The organism is Staphylococcus simulans (genome assembly GCF_002994445.1).
Lineage (GTDB): Bacteria > Bacillota > Bacilli > Staphylococcales > Staphylococcaceae > Staphylococcus > Staphylococcus simulans_B.
In genome coordinates this window covers 108,552-129,344 of sequence record NZ_MRZJ01000002.1, presented here as the reverse complement: position 1 = coordinate 129,344, position 20,793 = coordinate 108,552, and the positions used below count along the sequence as shown (strand labels likewise).

General features: G+C 39.4%; 17 protein-coding genes. 3 read left to right on the top strand and 14 right to left on the bottom strand.

Annotated elements, in window-relative coordinates; translation table 11 throughout:
- Positions 1–5 precede the first annotated feature (5 nt).
- Positions 6–1,157 carry a thiolase family protein gene (locus tag C7N65_RS03930; RefSeq protein ID WP_105993173.1) on the bottom strand — a complete coding sequence of 384 codons (1,152 nt, stop codon included), beginning with the start codon at positions 1,155–1,157 and terminating at the stop codon, positions 6–8.
- A 111-nt stretch (positions 1,158–1,268) separates the two neighbouring features.
- Between C7N65_RS03930 and C7N65_RS03925 the strand changes: the two genes are divergently transcribed.
- Entirely contained in the window at positions 1,269–2,438 is a 1,170-nt protein-coding gene (locus C7N65_RS03925) for a hydroxymethylglutaryl-CoA synthase (protein WP_105993172.1), read from the top strand.
- A gap of 206 nt (positions 2,439–2,644) precedes the next feature.
- Positions 2,645–3,850, top strand: coding sequence for an FtsW/RodA/SpoVE family cell cycle protein (locus C7N65_RS03920; RefSeq protein WP_105993171.1), 1,206 nt, complete (start codon positions 2,645–2,647; stop codon positions 3,848–3,850).
- A gap of 133 nt (positions 3,851–3,983) precedes the next feature.
- Here C7N65_RS03920 and C7N65_RS03915 read toward each other — a convergent pair whose 3' ends face one another.
- From C7N65_RS03915 to C7N65_RS03870, 10 genes are all read right to left on the bottom strand, one after another.
- Positions 3,984–5,144: a nitrate/nitrite transporter gene (locus tag C7N65_RS03915; RefSeq protein ID WP_105993170.1), complete on the bottom strand. Its 1,161-nt coding sequence runs from the start codon at positions 5,142–5,144 to the stop codon at positions 3,984–3,986.
- Between the two features lie 304 nt (positions 5,145–5,448).
- Entirely contained in the window at positions 5,449–6,102 is a 654-nt protein-coding gene (nreC, locus tag C7N65_RS03910) for a nitrate respiration regulation response regulator NreC (protein ID WP_105993376.1), read from the bottom strand.
- Positions 6,103–6,113: 11 nt separating this feature from the next.
- Positions 6,114–7,163, bottom strand: coding sequence for a nitrate respiration regulation sensor histidine kinase NreB (gene nreB, locus C7N65_RS03905; RefSeq protein ID WP_105993169.1), 1,050 nt, complete (start codon positions 7,161–7,163; stop codon positions 6,114–6,116).
- Positions 7,147–7,605, bottom strand: coding sequence for a nitrate respiration regulation accessory nitrate sensor NreA (gene nreA / locus C7N65_RS03900; RefSeq protein WP_105993168.1), 459 nt, complete (start codon positions 7,603–7,605; stop codon positions 7,147–7,149). The genes nreB and nreA overlap by 17 nt, the downstream gene beginning before the upstream one ends.
- A gap of 15 nt (positions 7,606–7,620) precedes the next feature.
- Complete coding sequence (narI, locus tag C7N65_RS03895) at positions 7,621–8,304, bottom strand: respiratory nitrate reductase subunit gamma (protein WP_105993167.1); 684 nt, start codon at positions 8,302–8,304, stop codon at positions 7,621–7,623.
- Complete coding sequence (gene narJ / locus C7N65_RS03890; protein ID WP_105993166.1) at positions 8,297–8,872, bottom strand: nitrate reductase molybdenum cofactor assembly chaperone; 576 nt, start codon at positions 8,870–8,872, stop codon at positions 8,297–8,299. The genes narI and narJ overlap by 8 nt, the downstream gene beginning before the upstream one ends.
- Positions 8,865–10,436 (bottom strand): nitrate reductase subunit beta, encoded by a 1,572-nt coding sequence (narH, locus tag C7N65_RS03885; protein WP_105993165.1) that lies wholly within the window; start codon positions 10,434–10,436, stop codon positions 8,865–8,867. The genes narJ and narH overlap by 8 nt, the downstream gene beginning before the upstream one ends.
- Complete coding sequence (locus C7N65_RS03880; RefSeq protein ID WP_105993164.1) at positions 10,426–14,100, bottom strand: nitrate reductase subunit alpha; 3,675 nt, start codon at positions 14,098–14,100, stop codon at positions 10,426–10,428. The genes narH and C7N65_RS03880 overlap by 11 nt, the downstream gene beginning before the upstream one ends.
- A gap of 210 nt (positions 14,101–14,310) precedes the next feature.
- Positions 14,311–15,144 carry an aldo/keto reductase gene (locus C7N65_RS03875; RefSeq protein ID WP_105993163.1) on the bottom strand — a complete coding sequence of 278 codons (834 nt, stop codon included), beginning with the start codon at positions 15,142–15,144 and terminating at the stop codon, positions 14,311–14,313.
- 37 nt (positions 15,145–15,181) lie between these two features.
- On the bottom strand, positions 15,182–16,357 hold the full coding sequence (locus C7N65_RS03870) for an MFS transporter (RefSeq protein WP_105993162.1): 1,176 nt from the start codon (positions 16,355–16,357) through the stop codon (positions 15,182–15,184).
- A gap of 269 nt (positions 16,358–16,626) precedes the next feature.
- Here C7N65_RS03870 and C7N65_RS03865 point away from each other — a divergent pair, with 269 nt between their 5' ends.
- Positions 16,627–16,992: a winged helix-turn-helix transcriptional regulator gene (locus C7N65_RS03865; protein ID WP_105993161.1), complete on the top strand. Its 366-nt coding sequence runs from the start codon at positions 16,627–16,629 to the stop codon at positions 16,990–16,992.
- 133 nt (positions 16,993–17,125) lie between these two features.
- Here C7N65_RS03865 and cobA read toward each other — a convergent pair whose 3' ends face one another.
- Genes cobA through nirB form a run of 3 tightly spaced genes read right to left on the bottom strand, consistent with a single transcriptional unit; the run spans position 17,126 to position 20,792 of the window.
- Complete coding sequence (gene cobA / locus C7N65_RS03860) at positions 17,126–18,079, bottom strand: uroporphyrinogen-III C-methyltransferase (RefSeq protein ID WP_105993160.1); 954 nt, start codon at positions 18,077–18,079, stop codon at positions 17,126–17,128.
- On the bottom strand, positions 18,070–18,384 hold the full coding sequence (nirD, locus tag C7N65_RS03855) for a nitrite reductase small subunit NirD (RefSeq protein ID WP_105993159.1): 315 nt from the start codon (positions 18,382–18,384) through the stop codon (positions 18,070–18,072). Before nirD ends, cobA begins: the two co-directional genes overlap by 10 nt.
- Before the next feature lie 2 nt (positions 18,385–18,386).
- Positions 18,387–20,792: a nitrite reductase large subunit NirB gene (nirB, locus tag C7N65_RS03850; RefSeq protein ID WP_105993158.1), complete on the bottom strand. Its 2,406-nt coding sequence runs from the start codon at positions 20,790–20,792 to the stop codon at positions 18,387–18,389.
- Between the last annotated feature and the right edge of the window lies 1 nt (position 20,793).

Here is a 20,793-nt window from a genome sequence, read left to right as displayed (position 1 = left end):
TCTGACTACTCTCCTTTTTCAACTTCTAATGCTAAACCTAAACCGCCGCCGATACACGCTGTTGCGATACCGTTCTTTTTGTTTTCTTGATGCAATTCATGCACAAGAGAAGTTACCAGACGCGCACCTGAAGCACCGATCGGATGTCCGATTGCGACTGCACCGCCGTAAATATTCAATTTCTCATCCGGAATATGCAAATTATCTTGAACTGCAATACTTTGTACCGCAAAAGCTTCAGTCATTTCTACTAAGTCGATATCATTAATTGTTTGACCTGTTTTCTCAAGCAATTTAGATACTGCGTAAAATGGCGCAATACCCATGATTTCAGGATCACAGCCTACTTCTGCATAGTCGCCTAAAATACCCATGATTTCATAGCCGTTTTCACGTGCATAGTCTGCATCCATTAAAATCAGTGCTGAAGCACCGTCATTAATACTTGAAGCGTTGCCTGCTGTTACAGTACCGTCTTCTTTGAAGATTGTATCTAATGTCGCAAGTTTTTCCACATTACTGTTGCCGCGGATACCTTCATCCGTTGTCATTTCTTCCCCATCAGCATCTTTTAACGGAATCATTTCTTGGTCATATTTGCCTGCTTCTGATGCTTCAAATGCTTTTTTATGTGATTTGACTGCAAATTCATCTTGTTGTTCGCGTGTTACTTTATATTGATCAGCAATACGTTCAGCTGTAATACCCATCGGTACATTTTCAAATGCGTCTGTTAAACCGTCACGCATGAAACTCGGCACAGGTTTTTCTTGGCCCGGCAAAACAAGTTTCGGTGCATTGGTCATACTTTCAACACCGCCGACAGCAACAACTTTTGCTTCCCCTAATTGAATCAGTTGTTTACCTAGAATTACAGCTTTCAAACCAGATCCGCATACTTCATTAATAGTCATTCCAGGAGTGGTTGTAGGCAGACCTGCATTCACTAAAATCTGACGTGCAGGGTTTTGGCCATTGCCTGCTTGCAAGACATTACCGAAAATAACATTTTCAATTTGATCTTTCGGCAGTTGGATAGCATCGATGGCTGCCTCTAGAGCGATGGTGCCAAGTTGTACTGCAGAATAATCTCTTAATTTCCCTCTGAATTTACCTACTGGTGTACGTTTTGCACTTACAATTGCGATTTTGCTCATAATTTAGTCTCCTTTTTTATCACTAGCTACTAATTTAAAATTGTATTTTTGTACTCTCTTTTGATATGATTTAAAGTGATTTAACATATCAAGAAAGGATGTTGGTTATTTATGACAATTGGTATCGACCAACTTAATTTTTATATTCCGAACTTCTACGTAGATATGGCTGAATTAGCAAAAGCACGCGACGTAGACCCAAACAAGTTTCTGATTGGAATCGGCCAGACTGAAATGGCTGTAAGCCCAGTCAGTCAAGACATTGTGTCTATGGGTGCTAACGCTGCTCAACCTATCATAACAGAACAAGACAAGAAAGATATTACGATGGTGATCGTTGCGACAGAATCTGCGATTGATTCCGCAAAAGCCTCTGCTGTACAAATTCATCATCTGTTAGGAATTCAACCTTTTGCACGTTGTCTCGAGATGAAAGAAGCATGTTATGCTGCGACACCAGCGATTCAAATGGCAAAAGATTATTTAGTACCACGTCCTAATGAAAAAGTATTAGTCATCGCAAGTGATACAGCGCGTTACGGACTAAACAGCGGCGGTGAACCGACACAAGGTGCTGGTGCAGTCGCTATGGTTATCAGCCACAACCCGCGCATCGTTGAATTGCATGATGATTCAGTTGCATTTACAGAAGACGTTTACGATTTCTGGCGACCATCTGGTGAAATTTACCCGCTTGTTGACGGTAAATTATCTAAAGATGCTTATATCCATTCTTTCCAAGAAAGCTGGAACGAATACGCGAAACGTTATCATAAATCATTGTCTGACTTTGCTGCGTTATGCTTCCATGTTCCCTTCACAAAGATGGGTCAAAAAGCACTTGATTCTATTCTAACAGATACAGCGTCAGAAGATACACAAGCAAGACTAAATGACAGCTATAAATCTGCAACCGATTACAATCGTTATGTCGGCAACATTTATACAGGCTCATTATATCTCAGCTTGATTTCACTTCTTGAGAACCATGACCTTAACGCAGGCGATCACATCGGATTGTTCAGCTACGGTTCAGGTTCAGTCGGAGAATTCTATACTGCTACAATTTCAAACGGATTCAAAGATGCTTTAGATGTAGAAGCACATCAAGCTATGCTGAAAAACCGCAAAGCACTTTCTGTTGAAGAATATGAAACTTTCTTCAAACGCTTCGACAATTTAGAATTTGATCATGACAGCGAATTAGAAGTTGAACCTAAAGGTAATTTCTACCTTAAGGAAATTTCAGACAATATTCGTTATTATGATACCGTAAAATAATAAATAAAGCTTGTTAGAAGACAAGTTTTGAAATCTGAAGTCTTGACTATGCTCAAGGCTTCTTTTTTTATAGTTGATGTTTTCTATATTTTTTTAATTTCCACCTGTTTAAAGTGGATACTTGTTAACAAAATCTATATAATAGATATTTAATGCTTATATTTTGCACGTTTGTAGAAAACAGATATACATAGAGGTGACTTAACGTGAAGAAATTTCTCAGATCCACACGGATTGCTATGAAAGGCGTAGACCTAAGTCTGATTGCAACCTTTTTCCTGCTTGGCTTAATAGGGATTGTCATGGTTTACAGTGCAAGTATGGTGCCTGCTTCTAAGGGCTCTTTGACCGGCGGTCTCCCTGTTTCAAGCGACCATTTTATGAAGCGCCAAGCCATCTACTTTTTCATCGGTTTGATTATCATCTTTTTTGCACAGTTTGTCAGAATTGATTTTTTTAAATCATCTAATGTTCAAATCGTATTATTATTCGGTACCTTTTTCTTACTCGCTTTAACTTTATTAATCGGTAAAGAAATCAACGGTTCGAAAAACTGGCTCAGCTTAGGATTCTTCAGCCTTCAATCCTCAGAGTTTTTAAAACTCGCTTCAATCTTTTATTTCTCATACATTATTGACAGACGCTTAAATTCACGATGGGATTATAAAGTTAAGCATTTGATTCCTCCCTTGCTGCTGCTAGGCTTTGGTTTAGTACTCGTCTTGCTGCAAGGCGATTTAGGCGGTACGATGCTGACTGTCGCAATTATCGCTTGCATTCTGCTTTACTCTGATATCAAGAATAAAGTAAAGCTTCAAATTCTCGGTATTGCGATGATACCTATTGTTATGTATTTGATTTACACATTATTGTTTGATGCGAAAAACATTTACCGCTTGAATCGAATTAACGTCTTCTTGAATCCATTCAAGTATGAAAACAGTGAAGGCTATCAATTAACCAATGCCTTGATATCTATCGGCAACGGTAAATTCTTGGGCAAAGGTCTCGGCAATGGTATTTCAAAACTCGGTTATTTGCCGGAACCTCATACCGACTTTATCTTTACAGTCTTATCCGAAGAATTGGGACTGATCGGTGTGTTCTTTGTTTTAGCACTCTACGGCTTTATTGTGGCCAAGTGTTTAATCTATGCGAACCGCACTAAGAATCACTTCTACAAATCTATTTGTATCGGTATCGGCAGCTATATCTTTATTCAAGCTTTCGTCAATATCGGCGGTGTTTCTGGAGTCATTCCATTAACAGGTGTAACATTACCGCTATTAAGCTACGGCGGTTCTTCCATGTTAAGTATCAGTATCGCATTTGCAGCATTAATCATGACCACACGTAAAATCAACCGTGACCGTAATATCCCGGCTAAAACAAAACCATACATTATTAAATAAGATGAGGACTAGCGCATAGACTAGTCCTTTTTTCATTGCATTTACTGTATGAAAAAAGCACAACAGATGCCTCATCTTGCATCCATTGTGCTGCTGTCTTCAATATTTACATTTTTATTCATCCATTATGGGGTTAAACTAAGGTACGATTTCTTTTGCTTAAATGCCACATTGTAATTAATGCAATGACTCCAAACAATGCTAGGAAGATAAATGCTAAGTGGCTCGTACCTGTTAAGCTTGTCACATAAGTAATGACTAATGGCGGGAAGAAACCTCCAAGTCCGCCCATCATAGAAACAATACCGTTTGCGACACCTGCTTCTTTTTGGAAATAATGCGGTACTAGTTTAAAGACTAATCCGTTACCGATACCCGCACATGCACTGATCGTCAAACAACCGACTGTGAAGAAAAATATATCATTCGCAAAGCCTAAAATCGCAGCGCCGATAATCATAATAATAAAGTCGATTTTCAATGCTTCGACAGCATCGATTTTGTCTCCGATAATACCGCCTAAAGGTCTAAGCGTCGTCGCAATCGCGATGAAGACCCCTGCTCTGATACCCGCATCAACAGATGTTAATTCGAAGTGGTCCACTAAATATTTCGGTAAGAAGATACCGAATGCGACGAATGAACCGAATGTGATGAAATACCATAAGCTTAAGTAGTATAAACGCAAGTCTTTCATTAAATCTTTTGTTTGTGCGATTAGAGGAATTTTAACTTTAGGTTCTTTCGCATCACCTAAGAAGAACATTAAAATCGCAAACACTGCCATTACAATCAAGTAAAGTCTTACTGTAGATTGCCAACCGATCATACCTGCAATCGGCGGTGCTAAGAAAGAAGATACCGCAGTACCAAGGTTACCCATACCATAAATACCATTAGCTAATCCTACTTTTTCTTTAGGAAAATATTTAGGAATAGATGTAACACCTACTGAGAAAATAGCGCCCCCGACACCTAAGAAGAATCCAGCAATCATTAACATATTTACAGATTGCGCTTGGCTTAATAAAAAGATTGGAACGAGCAAAATAATAAAACTGGAGAAGAAGACCCATTTGGCACCGATGATATTCGTCAAATAGCCGAATGGAATACGCAGTACAGATCCTAAAATAACTGGAATCGCAAGTACAATAGAAATTTGTCCGCTGGTAATTTTAATATCTTGTGAAATTAACGGCATTAATGGAGCGATAATACTCCAAACCATGAAACCAGCAACCAAACTCAAGGTTTGGACAGTTAATTGTAAACCACCTTTTGATTTGTTCATTTTTTTCACCCTAACATTTTTCATATCAATTAATAAGAAGAGCAGTACCCCACTGATATATTTTTTGAGTCGAAGTTATTTTATTTATCAGCTGGGAATACTGCTTACACTTTATATTTTAGTCTTTAGGTGAATTATTGAACATAAGGGCATTCCCTTAAATCCCTCGGCATTTCCCTAATCCCTTGTTTACGCTTAAACAACACTGCTTTTTTATACAATTTTACCTATATTTTTCACAATACAGCCACAATTTGTGCATAAAAAAGAACCCATCATCTTGATGAGTTCTTTAAGTCTTGATTTAGAAATCAAGTAATTTTTTCTTCAGCGCATATTCTACTAATTCCGGTTTCGACTTTAATTCCAGCTTTTGCATAATATGCGTTTTATGCGCCTCAACTGTTTTAACAGATACAAATAATTTTTCAGCGATATCCTTATTTCCGTATCCCTTCGCAATCAGCGGCAAGATTTCAAGTTCGCGTTTAGAAAGAATTCTATACGGATCATTCGAACGTTTGGCATCTTGATCAGAATTATTTACAAATTCATTGACCAAAGATGTTGTCATCTTAGGGTCTATATAAGTATCACCGCGATAAACGGTGCGTACTGCTGAAATCAATTGCTCATCCGGAGCATTTTTTAAAATATAGCCTTTTGCTCCATTTCTTAAAACATGGAAGAGATACTCATCATCATCATACATTGTTAAGATGAGTATCTTGGTTTCCGGAAAACTCTCAACGATTTTACTCGTTGCAATTAACCCTGATTCTCCTGGCGGCATACTTAAATCCATTATTAATACGTCAGGGCGGTGCTGCATCACTTTTTGGTATGCTTCAACACCCTCAGCTGCGGTAGCAACGACTTCCATATCCTCTTGAAAGTTCAAAATCATAGAGAAGCCGGTTCTTACCACGGCATGATCATCTGCAATAACAATTTTCAACATCAAGTCTCCTATCGTTTATCAGTTATTGGAACTTCTAACGTTACAATTGTTCCGCGTCCTACTTGCGAATCAATATTGACAGAACCATTGACCAGTTCAGCACGTTCATTCATACCGAACAGACCGAGTCCTGTACCCTTCGCCTTATCTCCTAGTTTAAATCCAATTCCCTGATCACTGACTTCAGCTATTATCGATGCTTCGCCTTGATAAAGTGAGATATAAACTGTGTCTACTTGCGCATATTTTAATGCATTAAACATAGCTTCTTGAACAACGCGGTAGATGACGGTTTCGATTTCGCTGTCAAAACGCTGCGAAGAAAAATCAGTATGATATACAATATGCATTCCATAATTCTTTTCGAATTGTTTGAAGTAAGAGCGAAACGCAGCATCCAATCCCAGATCATCGAGTGATGAAGGACGCAGTTCTACAGATAGGTTGCGTACATCATCGATTAAACGCGACATCAAACCTTCAATACGTTTAGAGTTATCAATCAATTCATCCTTGTCTTGCTGGTACTTCAATAAACGCAATTCCACATCTACGTTAATCAATTCTTGTACAATACCATCATGCAGCTCGCGAGAAATACGCTTGCGCTCATTCTCTTGAGCTGAGATTGTTTTTTGCATCATCAGACGCTGATAGCGTCTATCTTGTCGTTCGATTTGCGGCGAGACATTGTGCAGTGTAAATGCATAAATCTCTTTGGTTTTATCAATGACTTCATAAGATGCTGTGAAAGGTTCAATCTTATCATCTTTGGTGCGCATAAAGACTTGGAAGCTGCCATTGCCGACTTCCAACGCTTCTAAGAAGCAGTTTTCACATGACATTAAGTCAAACTCATTTGAATAACCTTCGCATCTTCGGCAGATTGCATGCGTCATTTGACTGTAATCATTGTCTTCAGAAAAGACTTCTTCAGCAGCTTCATTTAAAGCAATGACATGACCCTTCTTATTTAAAAATACCATCTTTTCATTAGTGTTCAAATAATACTGCGTTAATAATTCTTTCAACTTCTCTTGATTATGCGTTGAACTCATCTCTAAAACTCCCTAGTTTGTCATTGATACGGAAATCTTCACTGCCTTCTGGCAATGGACGGCCATTTCTTTGACCGAGCAATAATGCACCATAGACACGATTATTATTCCATAACGGAATCGCAACCATCGAAGTCAATGCTTCGCTGAGTACAATGGGATAGCCTAACTTGTCATTAGGACTCAATGCAGTATCTACATCATAAATAACCATTCTGGAACCTGTACGGATAACAAGACCTGCTAATCCTTTACCAGGGCGTAATACGATCAGTTGATAGCGGTTATTGATATTGCCTGAGGCATACTTCCACTTAATGACAGCACTATGAGAACTGTCTTCAGGCAAGGCAATCGCTGCAAAATCAAACTGGCCTTCTTCTCTGATATCATTCAAAGCAGCTTGATAATTAAAATATTCTGTCGCAATTACACTATTCAAGTTGTCTCCTCCAATCTAAGACTTTGCTTTATGCTTACGATAAATAATATAGCTTCGGTTCGCATAGCTTAGCGGTACACTCCACACATGAACCAATCTTGTAAACGGCCATAATGCGAAAATACCAAAACCTAAGAATACATGAAGCTTAAATGAAAATGGAACGGTTGTCATTAAATTTGCGTCCGGATTAAACATAAATAAATGTCTGAACCATACTGAAATCGTTGCACGGTAATCAAAATCCGGTGTTGTTGCATTTGTGACTAATGTCGCATAACATCCCATAAACACAAGCACTAGCAAGAAGAAGTTGACGACCATATCTGAAGCCGTACTAAGATGTCTGATGTTTTTAACCGATACACGGCGTGACGTTAGCAAAATCATTCCAATTAAAGTCATTATACCAAAGATACTGCCGATATAAACAGCTCCGAAATGATAAGTTTCATGTGTCACACCTAATGCTTCAAGCCATGAAGGCGGAATAACCAACCCTACAAAGTGACCTGCAGCAACAGGAATAATACCTAAATGGAACAATAAACTGCCCCATTTCAAACGTTTCTTTTCAATAAATTCACTCGATTTTGCGGTCCAAGAAAACTGGTCATAACGAAAACGTGCAATATGGCCGATCACAAAAATCGCAATACATAAATAAGGGTAAATGACCCATAAAAATTGATTAAGCATGCGCAGTCACCTCTTCGCTGGGTTGTAAACATAGTTTTAATGTCTTTCTTAATGCTTGAATTAAAGGTGCATAAGGACTATCCATTTCTCTTAATTGGTTAAGCATCGCATACGTACCATCTTCAATGACCATGATAATAAACTCGATATTGCCTTCTGCACGTTCATCATTCTGCCATTGTGCCGCGTATAAAAATTCCAGCATTAAAGGCAAGAAGTCAGAGAGTTCATTGTCTACCATTTGAAGTCCGAACATTTCGTATAAGACTTTGAGCTTTGCGAGCATCTGTCCGCGTTCTTTTTGCGTATCGAATTTGTTATAAGTCATATACAGCGGTGCTTTTTTATTAAAATCAAATGTATCTGTGTAGAGTTGTTTGATCTCAGTCAACGGGTAACTTTGGATGCGTTCTCGATATTCCACCATCTCAGCATAAGCTGGATGGCGGCTGTCGAAAACCTCATCAAATGTCTTAGGATGGAATGTCAACTTTTCTGGAAAGTTTAATTGCTGCGCAAAATAACCAATTGACTCTTGAAATTGATAAAAGTTTTTCAGGTTAATCACGGAAAATCCCTCCATAGAAGCTTTCATTATATGCTTCTTGTCCAGTTTGTCCCGGTTTCATTGCGACTGGTGAACCGCAGCCTTCACAACCGCTTCCGCCGCCGTAAAGATTATCACTGAATTCATAGCCTTGGCTGCCTTGTGCTGCATAAGTGTCCATATATTGTTCTTTATGCGATGTCGGAATCACGAAACGATCTTCGTATTTTGCAATCGCAAGCAAACGATACATATCTTTCGTTTGACGCTCTGTTAAACCAAGACGGTCTAAACGATCTAAATCAAAGTCTTTACCTGTGACTTGTGCACGCATATAACTTCTCATCATTGCCATACGCTGCAAGGCTTCTTTCACAGATTTTGTATCTCCTGCAGTCAATAGACTTGCAAGGTATTCAATCGGCAAACGCATTTCTTCGATAGCCGGGAAGATTGCATCTGGGTTCTTGATTGAATCTTTACCTTCGAAGTAGTTCATAATCGGGCTTAATGGCGGGCAGTACCAAACCATTGGTAATGTACGGTATTCAGGGTGTAATGGGAAAGCTAATTTATATTCAATTGCTAATTTGTACACCGGTGAGTTTTGTGCCGCTTCGATCCACTCCATAGAAACGCCGTCTTTCAACGCTTGTTCAATCACTTCTTCATCATATGGATTCAAGAACAATTCACATTGTTTTTCATATAAATCTTGTTCATTTTCAGTCGATGCCACTTCATGTACACGGTCAGCATCATATAACATAACACCTAAATAACGCATACGGCCTGTACAAGTTTCAGAACATACTGTCGGCAAGCCTGCTTCAACACGAGGGAAACAGAATGTACATTTTTCAGCTTTGTTTGTTTTCCAGTTGAAGTAAACTTTTTTGTAAGGACAGCCTGTCATACAGTAACGCCATCCGCGGCATGCTTCTTGGTCTACTAATACGATACCGTCTTCATCACGTTTGTACATTGCACCTGATGGACATGATGCTACACAGCTTGGGTTCAAGCAGTGTTCGCATAAACGCGGTAAATACATCATGAATGTTTGGTCGAAGTCGAATTGGATTTTCTCTTCGATACGTTGGATGTTCGGATCTTCTGGTCCTGTAACATGTCCGCCGGCTAAATCATCTTCCCAGTTCGGTCCCCAGTGTAAATCCATTTTGTCTCCAGAAATCACTGAGTGTGCAGTCGCAACAGGAGCATGTTTGCCTGCTTTTGCAGTTGTCAGATGTTCGTAGTTGTAAGTCCAAGGTTCGTAGTAGTCTTTGATGACAGGCATATCTGGGTTGTAGAAGATTTTACCGAAAGCAATCTTAGACCAGCGGCTGCCCGCTTTAAGGTCTAATTTGCCTTTCTTGTTCAGTGTCCATCCACCTTTATAATGTTCTTGGTCTTCCCAGCGTTTCGGATAACCGACACCGGGTTTTGTTTCTACGTTATTAAACCAAATGTATTCTGCACCTGGACGGTTTGTCCAAGTATTCTTACAAGTGACACTACAAGTGTGACACCCGATACATTTGTCTAAGTTCAATACCATGGCTACTTGTGCTTTAATCTTCAAGCCAATCTACCTCCTTCATCTTTCTCACTGCTACATAAACATCTCTTTGGTTTCCAATCGGACCATAATAGTTGAAGCTGTAACTGATTTGGGCATAACCCCCGACCAGTTGTGTCGGTTTCAAGTGAATACGAGTCGGAGCGTTGTGTGAACCGCCGCGCAGACCTGTAATTTCAGAACCCGGTGTTTGGATATGTTTATCTTGTGCGTGATACATAAACATTGTTCCTTTCGGCATTCTGTGCGATGTCACTGCTCTTGCAGTTACAACACCGTTTCGGTTATATACTTCTAACCAATCGTTATCGTTGATATCATGTGCTTCTGCATCTTCTTTAGAAATCCAAACAACCGGACCGCCTCTGAATAGTGTCAGCATGTGCTGGTTATCTTGGTAAGTTGAGTGGATATTCCATTTACCATGCGGTGTTAAATAACGTAAGACTAAGTTATCTTGACCCCCGATAATTTGTTTGTCTTTCGTACCGAATACCATCGGCGGCAATGTCGGTTTGTATACCGGCAAGCTTTCACCGAATTGCTGGAAGATTTCATGATCTAAATAGTAACTTTGACGTCCAGTTAATGTTCTGAACGGTACTAATCTTTCAATATTTGTTGTAAATGGAGAATAACGCTTATTGCCTTTGTTAGAACCTGAGAACACTGCAGTCGGAATCACTTCACGCGGTTGTGATGTGATATTTAAGAATGTAATCTTTTCTGCACTGCGGTCGCTTGAAATATCTGTTAAAGGCATACCTGTTTTCTCTTCTAAATCTTTATAAGACGCTTGTGATAATTCACCATTTGTTGCTGAAGAGATGTTTAACACAACATCTGCAGCACGTCTTGCTGTATCAATACGCGGCAAGCCGTTTTTCACTGTATCGTCATTCCATGTACCTACGATATCTTTTGTTTCTTCGTATTGTTTCTTCACTGAGAAGCTGACACCGTGTGCGCCAAGCTTGCTGTTTTCAAGTAAAGGTCCGACAGACACATATTTATCAAAGATTAATGTGTAATCACGATCTACTACTGAGAAGCCAGGCATTGTTTTGCCAGGAATCGCTTCTACTTCACCTTTAGTCCAGTCTTTGACTTTACCGTAAGGTGTCGCAATTTCTTGTTTAGAGTCATGTGCTAATGGTGATGTCACTACATCTTTGAATGTACCCGGCATATGCACTTTCGCTAATTCTGAAATCGATTTGCTGAGTGATTTAAAGATATCCCAGTCAGAACGTGATTCCCATAATGGATCGATGGCCGGATTGAATGGGTGTACGAAAGGATGCATATCTGTTGAAGATAAGTCATGTTTTTCATACCAAGTTGCTGCTGGTAAAACGATATCTGCTTTTAATGGTGTAGATGTCATACGGAAATCTAAAGCCACAATCAAATCTAATTTACCTTGTACTTCATCACGCCAAATCATTTCTTCTGGTTTGTCTGTTTCATTTGCTTCTGCAAGCAATCCTGAGCTTGTACCAAGCATATGTTTCATGAAGTATTCTTGACCTTTTGCTGAACTTGATAATAAGTTCGAACGCCAGATGAATAATGATTTCGGATGGTTTTTGCGTAAATCCGGATCTTCAATCGCAAATTTAGTTTCGCGGTTTTTCACTGAATCTACAGCACGTTTTAAAATGGCTTCGTTCGTAAACTCTCCCGCTTCTTTCGCTTCTTCGCCGAATTTCAAACTGTTTGTATCGAATTGCGGATACGAAGGCAGCCAACCTAAGCGTGCAGCAGTTACGTTGTAATCAGCCGGGTGCTGATGTTTCAGATTTTCAGCTAACGGCGATGCTAATTTATCCACGCCTGATTCTTCATATTTCCATTGGTCAGTTGTGAAGTAGAACCAGCTTGTACCGTTTTGAAGACGCGGCGGACCTTGCCAGTCTTTCGCAAAGGCAATTGTGCTCCAACCTTCAATCGGACGGCATTTTTCTTGTCCTACATAGTGTGCCCAGCCTCCGCCGTTGACACCTTGACAACCACACAGCATTACTAAGTTCAAAATAGAACGGTAAATCGTATCTGAGTTGAACCAGTGGTTGATACCGGCACCCATGATAATCATTGAACGGCCGCCTGTATCAATCGCATTTTGCGCAAATTCAGTCGCAACTTGTGTAACTACTTTCGGCTTAATACCTGCGACTGCTTCTTGCCATGCTGGTGTGTAGTGTGTAGATGCATCGTCGAAACCTTTTGCTTCTAATTCATGACCGAAACGGCGGATACCGTATTGGCTTGTCATTAAGTCATATACAGTCGCAACTTTTACTGTTTTACCGTTAGCCAATGTCACTGTATGTGATGCAATCGGACGTTCGAAAATACCGTTACCCTCATTATCGAAGTAAGGGAATTTCATAAGTTCTAAATCATAATCACTATCCGCAACTGTTAATGCTGGATCAATTTTAGAACCGTCTTCATTTTCGAGTTTCAAGTTCCATTGTTTGCCTTCTTCCCAGCGTTGACCCATTGTACCGTTCGGAACGATAATCTCATTTGTTTCATTATCTAAAATTACTGGTTTCCATTCGTTATTTTCAGATTCCATGCCTAAATCGCTTGCACGTAAGAAACGGCCTGCTTTATAGCCGCCTTCATGTTCATCAAACATAATCAAGAATGGCATATCCGTATATTGTTTCGCATAGTTGATAAACATTTCAGAAGGTTCATCTACATAATATTTTTGTAAAATAACGTGTGTCATCGCTTGTGCGATTGCTGCGTCAGTACCAGGGTTCGGTGCTAACCAGTTATCTGCGAATTTAACGTTTTCTGCATAGTCAGGCGCAACAGATACAACTTTTGTACCTTTATAACGTACTTCTGTCATAAAGTGAGCATCTGGTGTACGAGTTAACGGTACGTTAGAACCCCACATAATAATGTAGTTTGCGTTATACCAGTCACTTGATTCAGGTACGTCTGTTTGTTCACCCCAAATTTGCGGTGATGCTGGCGGTAAATCGGCATACCAATCATAGAAACTTAACATTTCTCCGCCTAATAAGTTGATAAAGCGTGCACCTGATGCATAGCTCAGCATTGACATTGCCGGGATTGGTGTGAAACCAGCAATACGGTCAGGACCGTCTTTCTTAATTGTGTAAAGCAATTGTGCCGCAATCAGCTGTAATACATCTTTCCAAGCTACACGCATATGTCCGCCTTTACCGCGGGCATTTTTATAAATCTTTGCTTTTTCTTCATCTTCAACGATTGAAGCCCATGCCGCAATCATGTTTCCGTTATTTTCTTCTAAAGCCGTTGTCCAAAGTTCCCATAATTTACCTCTGATATATGGGTAGCGGACACGCAGCGGGCTGTATTCATACCATGAGAATGAGGCACCGCGAGGGCATCCGCGCGGTTCAAACTCTGGCATATCAGGGCCGCAGCTTGGATAGTCGATTTGTTGGTTTTCCCAAGTAATCACGCCGTTCTTAACGAATACTTTCCATGAACAAGAACCTGTACAGTTCACCCCGTGTGTTGTTCTGACTACTTTATCGTGGCTCCAACGTTCACGATACATTTTTTCCCATTCTCTGCTTTTGTTTTCTAATACAGACCAATTACCATTAAATTTTTCTGTAGGCTTAAAAAAGTTCATTCCAAATTTTGCCATGTCTAACATCCTCTCATCTCAATTACTCTGCGTACTAGGCTGTTAACTTCTAAAGTTACTGTTTTCATCTTACTTTTATTGTACGTTTCATAACGTCAAAGAGATATTAGGGATTCACCTATAAGCCTAAGGGTATTCCCTACATTTTATGAAAATGAAAAAAAGCAGTATCCCATTTTCTGAGATACTGCTCTATAAATATTTATATTCTTAACCATTGAAACTTGCTGGATCTGGTCCGATACGTTTGTTTTCATTTAATGATGAAATGGCTTTGACTTGTTCTGATGTTAACTCAAAGTTGAAGACATCAAAGTTTTCTTCAATACGTGAAGGTGTAATAGATTTAGGAATTGTGATGACATTGTTTTCAATGTTCCAGCGAATCACAACTTGTGCAGGTGATTTGCCTAATTCATCCGCAATACGATTCACTGTTTCATCTTTTAAAATATCGCCGTTCATTAATGGAGACCAAGATTCCATTTGAATATTTTCATCACTTAAATAATCTCTCAATGCTTCTTGAGTTAAGTACGGGTGGAATTCTACTTGGTTAATCACAGGCTTGATATCAGTTTGTGCTTTTAAAGTTTCTAAGTGTTCAATATTAAAGTTAGAAACACCAATATTTTTCACTTTACCCGCATTGTATAAATCTTCCATGCCTTTCCAAGTATCTACCATTAATGTTTCATCTGTACCTGGCCAGTGAATCAAGTAAAGGTCTAAATAATCTAAGCCAAGATTATCCAATGATTTTTGATAACCAGCAGCAACGTTCTCGCGGCCGAAATCATCTAACCATAATTTAGAAGTAATAAATAAATCTTCGCGTGAAATTCCCGCTGCTTTGATACCTTCTTTGATACCAAGACCGACCATTTCTTCATTACCGTATATCAATGCGGCATCGATACTTCTATAACCGCTGACAATCGCATGTTTCACCGCATTTTTCGCTGTGTCGTCATTTTCTACTCGGAAGACACCTAAGCCTAATCCAGGCATTTCATTTTTATTGTTTAAAGTTTTGATTTCCATCTTTCAATACACTCCTTAATATGTTTTCATTTTATTATTAAACTGCTGTTTCTACTTTAGGTTGTTTGTAAAGCCAATACATGAAGATACTTGCGATAATTACCATCGCAAAACCGAAGTATGGTGTTGCGACAATAGAAAATTGTTCTAATACATATCCGCCGATGACTGAACCTAATGTAATACCGATATTAAAGGCGGAAATATTGATACTAGAAGCAAAGTTAACCGTAGCTGGATTATCTTTTTCAGCTAACAACACGACAATCAACTGCAAACCAGGCACATTCATAAATGCGAACAAGCCCATCAACATTACAGATAACAATCCTAAAATATGCAAGTGCGCTGTAAAGCCTACAATTAATAAAATCAGTGCCTGCATCACAAAGATACCGATCAATGCACGTACAGGTTGTGTGTTTGTCAATTTACCGCCTAATGTGTTGCCTATCGCAACCATCACGCCGTAAAAGATTAAGATAACCACAACTGCAGAATCACTATACCCCATAGATTGAGTTAATAACGTTGTTAAATACGTATAAACTACAAACGTACCGCCGTAACCCAATGCTGTAATTAAATAGACCATTAATAAAGATTTATTCTTGAAAACTTTCAATTGTTCCGACATAGGTGCTTGATCATATTCTGTTAAGTCGCTCGGCACAAAGATCAAGTTTGCGATTAGACTTAATAATCCGATGAATGCTATCGCAATGAATGACATTTGCCAACCGAATTGCTGACCAATCCATGTTCCGAACGGAACGCCTGTAATCGTCGCAACTGTAAGTCCGGTAAACATCATCGCAATCGCACTAGAACGTTTATCCGGTGTTACCAAGTCGCTCGCGATTGTTGTAGCTACACTCATAAACACCCCATGCATCAGCGCTGATAAAATACGCATCGCCAAAAGCATACCAAATGTTACTGAAAAAGCTGCTAAACCATTTGCGACAATAAATACCATCATTATTCCCAAAAGCAAATGTTTTCTTTTCATTTTATTCGTTAATGGTGTAAGCAGCGGTGCACCGATTGTTACACCGATAGCATACATAGAAACCGTCAACCCTGCTAATGCAATAGTAATATTATATTCTTGTTGGATCAGTGGTAATAAACCAACACTGATAAATTCTGTCATCCCGATGGCAAAGGCTGAAACCGCTAAAGCAAGTATGGCAAATCGATTTTTATTCATCTTCAAAATCCTTTCCTTTTTTGAGTTAATCTGATTATAAAACCAGAGTTTCTTTTTGGGAAGTACGTACTTTATTGTGCTATAAGTACCTTTAAGTACTATAAGTACTTTTAAGTACCCTACCCCCTCATCAAAACCCTTTCCTTTTTTGTGATATGTGTTATTATATAGCCAAAGATTTCTATTAGGAAGTACGTACTTTATTGTGCTATAGCTACCTAAAAGTACGATAGGCACCAAAAAGTACCTATAAAAAAGGACGTGAAACTATGAAAGATTATAATATCGGTGTAGAAGCAACAATTGATGTTATCGGAGGCAAATGGAAACCTGTTATTTTATGTCATTTAAAAGATGAAGGAACAATGCGTACCTCAGAATTAAAACGTGCCATTCCTCAAATCACACAGAAAATGTTAACGCAGCAATTAAGAGAACTAGAACACGATCAAATTATCAACCGCATTGTGTATCAACAGATTCCGCCGAAAGTGGAATACGAACTCTCTGACTACGGTACAAGTTTAAATAATATCTTAACTTCACTTTGCAGCTGGGGCGAAGGCCATATTCATAAAATGCAAGAAAGAGAAGCAAACGCAGAAGCTGCATTAACAAAAGAAAACGCGGAGTAACTGACAAGCTTTAATAATAAATCACTATGGATAAAACGAAAGGACCGTATACTTAGGGTTTCACCTAGGTACACGGTCCTTTTTATACATATTGAATTCAATTTTAGTCTTGTGTGCTTAGCGGTTCAGTCAACTAAGCTTTAATAATTTCAGTAATATCATCCATCTGCATGAAGCGATAAATTAAATCCAACTGACTTTGATGATATTCATCACCTGTATTCGGATCAATCATCGCATAGCCGCCAGCATCATAAATTTCAAATGCTTTATTGATTGCGGCTTCTCTGTCGCCTGTCACAATACATTGTTTGCCGAAGTATTCCGGCAGATGATCCGTTTCAATAAACGTCGGGCCGTCTGTAAGTGCCATCGCATCTCCGACGAGTAAAATACCCGGCGCATCGTCAGGTGCTGCTTCTCTGACATCATCTTCAATCGTTGAAAGTTTCCCTTGAATTACTACTTGATTCGAATAAGAAACATTGAAGATTGCGCAAATCGGATAATCTTTGCCGACTTGTTTATAAATTTGGCTGATAATCGTATGCAGACGTTTAATGCCCATATAAATCGCAAGCGTGCCGCCATCGATTAGTGATGCAATATCGATTTCTTGTTCTTGAGAATCTTTGAAGCTTCCTGTTGTAAACGTGACACTTTTAGAAATATTGCGGCTGGTTAACCCGATTCCTAATGCTGCAGCTGCTGCACTGGCAGTCGTAATTCCCGGCACAATTTCACATGGAATCTGATGTGATTTCAATACTTCTACTTCTTCTTGCACACGCGCAAATATCGCAGGGTCGCCGCCTTTTAAACGTACGACCTTTTGATGTTTATATGCTGCTTCTACAATAATGTCATTGATTTCACCTTGTTGAATATGGCGGCTGTACGGCTTCTTGCCGACATCCACAATTTCAATTCCAGGTGCTGCTAGTTGTAAAATGAATGGATTGACTAAACGATCATACAACACAATATCTGCAGTACGAATCAGATGTTCTGCTTTTCGTGTTAATAGATTAGGATTGCCTGGCCCTGAACCGACCAAATACACATGACCGGTCGTGCTTACAGCCATAAATACACATCTCCATCTTCAACTTCTACTGTATAGACTTCAACACAACCTTCGTCAGGATCTTGGACAAGACCTGTTTTCAAGTCGATTTGAGAGTCGTGAAGCGGACAGAACACAGAATGTCCTGCCACTGTACCTTCAGATAATGGCCCTTGTTTATGCGGACACACATTATTGATGGCATGAATTGTACCGTCTTCTGTGAGGAACAATCCGATTTGTTTATCTTTAACAATGACTTTTTTACCGATTAAGGGTGTTAAGTCATCTAACGCCGCTACTTTAATTTTTTCTAACGTATGCATCCTTACACCTTCTCTACTTCAAAGATTTTTTGATCTTCGCGATCATTTACAATTTCAGACCATGGCTCTTGTTCAACTGCACGTTTTGCTTCCATGATACGTTCGTATAATGCGTCTTGATTTTCTTTGTTCAGTACGTAGTCTTTAACTACATCAAAGCCCATTCTTTCTAACCAAGGTGCTGTACGTTCAGTGTAAATACCTGTTTCGCGGTAATACTGCATGTAGGCACCGCAAAGTTTGATAACATCATCTTCTGTTTCAACTGTTGTTAAGAATTGACCTTTCACAACTTCAGTACCGCCGTTACCGCCGACATAGATTTGGAATCCGTTTTCTACACCGATTACACCGAAGTCTTTAACGCCTGATTCTACACAACTTCTTGGACAACCAGAAACACCCATTTTGAATTTATGCGGTGTATCGATATATTCGAATGTTTTCTCTAAACGAATACCGAGACGTGTTGTATATTGTGTACCGAAACGGCAGAATTCTTTACCCACACAGCTCTTAACAGAACGCGTTTTCTTCGCATAAGCAGATGCTGAACGCATGCCTAAATCTTTCCATACTTTCGGCAAGTCTTCTTTCTTAATACCGTATAAACCGATACGCTGCGAACCTGTTACTTTCACTAATGGTACATCATATTTCTTCGCAACTTCACCTAAACGTATCAACTGATCAGGGTTCGTTACACCGCCGCGCATTTGTGGGATGACTGAGAATGTACCGTCATTTTGAATATTCGCATGGTAACGTTCGTTTGCGAAACGAGATGCTTTTTCATCTTCGTGTTCATTTGGATAAATCATGTTCAAGTAGTAGTTGATAGCAGGACGGCACTTAGGACAACCGCCTTCTGTTTTCCATCCAAGTACATTACGTACTTCTTTAGATGTTTTAAGGCCTTTAGCACGGATTTGCGTTACGATTTGGTCACGTGTCAAGTCAGTACATTCACAAATACCTGCTGGTTTAGATGCGACAAACGCACCGCCTAATGTATGTTCTAATAATTCACCGATTTGCGGTTTACACTTACCGCAAGAGTTGCCTGCTTTAGTTGCTTTTGTGACTTCGGCTACAGATGTTAAACCATCTTCTACAATCGCGTTGACGATTGTACCTTTTGTCACACCATTACATCCACAAATAGTTTCTTCGTTATCCATATCCGCAACAGACAAGCCGTCTTCTTCGCCTGCTTTGCTTAATAAAGATACTAGTGTGTAGTCTTCGATTGATTCGCGTTTTTTCATCATATTGAAGAAACGTGTACCATCATCTGTATCGCCATATAATACTGCACCTACAACACGTTCGCCTTTTAAGAAGATCTTTTTATAGACATGATCTTGACTGTTGTAAATTTCAACACCTTCAACTTCTTCATCTTCTTGAATTTGACCAGCACTGTATAAGTCACAGCCAGATACTTTCAATGAAGTAAATGTTGTTGAACCTTTATAGCCTTCTGTTTCGCGGTCTGTTAAGTAGTCCGCTAACACTTTGCCTTGTTCATATAACGGCGCAACTAAGCCATAAACTTTGCCGTTATGCTGCGCACATTCACCCACTGCATAGATGTTTTCATCGCTAGTACGCATAAAGTCATCTACAACAATACCGCGTTCAACCTCTAAACCAGAGTCTTTCGCTTCTTGTACGAATGGACGAATCCCAACAGCCATAACTACTAAATCAGCTGGTAATTCTTTGCCGTCTGCTAAACGGATACCTTCTACGTCATTTTCACCTAGAATTTCTTTAGTATTCGCACCTAATTCAAAGCGCATACCTTGTCTTTCTAAGTCTTCACGCAGCATTTCGCCTGCTTGACGGTCCAGCTGCATTTCCATCAGCCAATCAGCTAAGTGTACCACTGTAACGTTCATGCCTTGGTCCAGCAAACCTCTGGCACATTCTAAACCAAGCAAGCCGCCGCCGATTACGATAGCTTCTTTTTTCGTTTGCGCAATTTCAATCATACGTTCTGTATCTTCAATTGTACGCCAGCCGATGACACTTGGTAAGTCGTGGCCTGGAAGCGGTAATACAAAAGCATTCGAACCAGTCGCAAAAATACATACATCATAAGGAATTTCTTTTCCTTTTTCAGTCATGACTAATTGCTGCTCACGGTTGACGCCTGTTGCACGCTCTCCTGTAATTAATGTAATGCCGTTTTCTTCATACCATGAATAAGGGTTCATGATTGTTTCATCTACCGACATTTTCTTTTGCAGAATGTTGGATAACATAATGCGGTTATAGTTAGGATATGGTTCTTTACCAATAATCGTAATTTCAAATTTATCTGAATTTCTTTCTAATATCTCTTCAATAGTTCTGACACCGGCCATGCCGTTACCGATCATGACTAATTTTTGTTTTGGCATC

What these genes read in the sequence shown, in the direction of transcription:
- C7N65_RS03930 (WP_105993173.1), bottom strand. Translation starts at nt 1,157, where the DNA reads ATGAGCAAAATCGCAATTGTAAGTGCAAAACGTACACCAGTAGGTAAA.
- C7N65_RS03925 (WP_105993172.1), top strand. Translation starts at nt 1,269, where the DNA reads ATGACAATTGGTATCGACCAACTTAATTTTTATATTCCGAACTTCTAC.
- C7N65_RS03915 (WP_105993170.1), bottom strand. Translation starts at nt 5,144, where the DNA reads ATGAACAAATCAAAAGGTGGTTTACAATTAACTGTCCAAACCTTGAGT.
- nreB (WP_105993169.1), bottom strand. Translation starts at nt 7,163, where the DNA reads ATGAGTTCAACGCATAATCAAGAGAAGTTGAAAGAATTATTAACGCAG.
- narI (WP_105993167.1), bottom strand. Translation starts at nt 8,304, where the DNA reads ATGCTTAATCAATTTTTATGGGTCATTTACCCTTATTTATGTATTGCG.
- C7N65_RS03880 (WP_105993164.1), bottom strand. Translation starts at nt 14,100, where the DNA reads ATGGCAAAATTTGGAATGAACTTTTTTAAGCCTACAGAAAAATTTAAT.
- C7N65_RS03875 (WP_105993163.1), bottom strand. Translation starts at nt 15,144, where the DNA reads ATGGAAATCAAAACTTTAAACAATAAAAATGAAATGCCTGGATTAGGC.
- C7N65_RS03870 (WP_105993162.1), bottom strand. Translation starts at nt 16,357, where the DNA reads ATGAATAAAAATCGATTTGCCATACTTGCTTTAGCGGTTTCAGCCTTT.
- C7N65_RS03865 (WP_105993161.1), top strand. Translation starts at nt 16,627, where the DNA reads ATGAAAGATTATAATATCGGTGTAGAAGCAACAATTGATGTTATCGGA.
- cobA (WP_105993160.1), bottom strand. Translation starts at nt 18,079, where the DNA reads ATGGCTGTAAGCACGACCGGTCATGTGTATTTGGTCGGTTCAGGGCCA.
- nirD (WP_105993159.1), bottom strand. Translation starts at nt 18,384, where the DNA reads ATGCATACGTTAGAAAAAATTAAAGTAGCGGCGTTAGATGACTTAACA.
- nirB (WP_105993158.1), bottom strand. Translation starts at nt 20,792, where the DNA reads ATGCCAAAACAAAAATTAGTCATGATCGGTAACGGCATGGCCGGTGTC.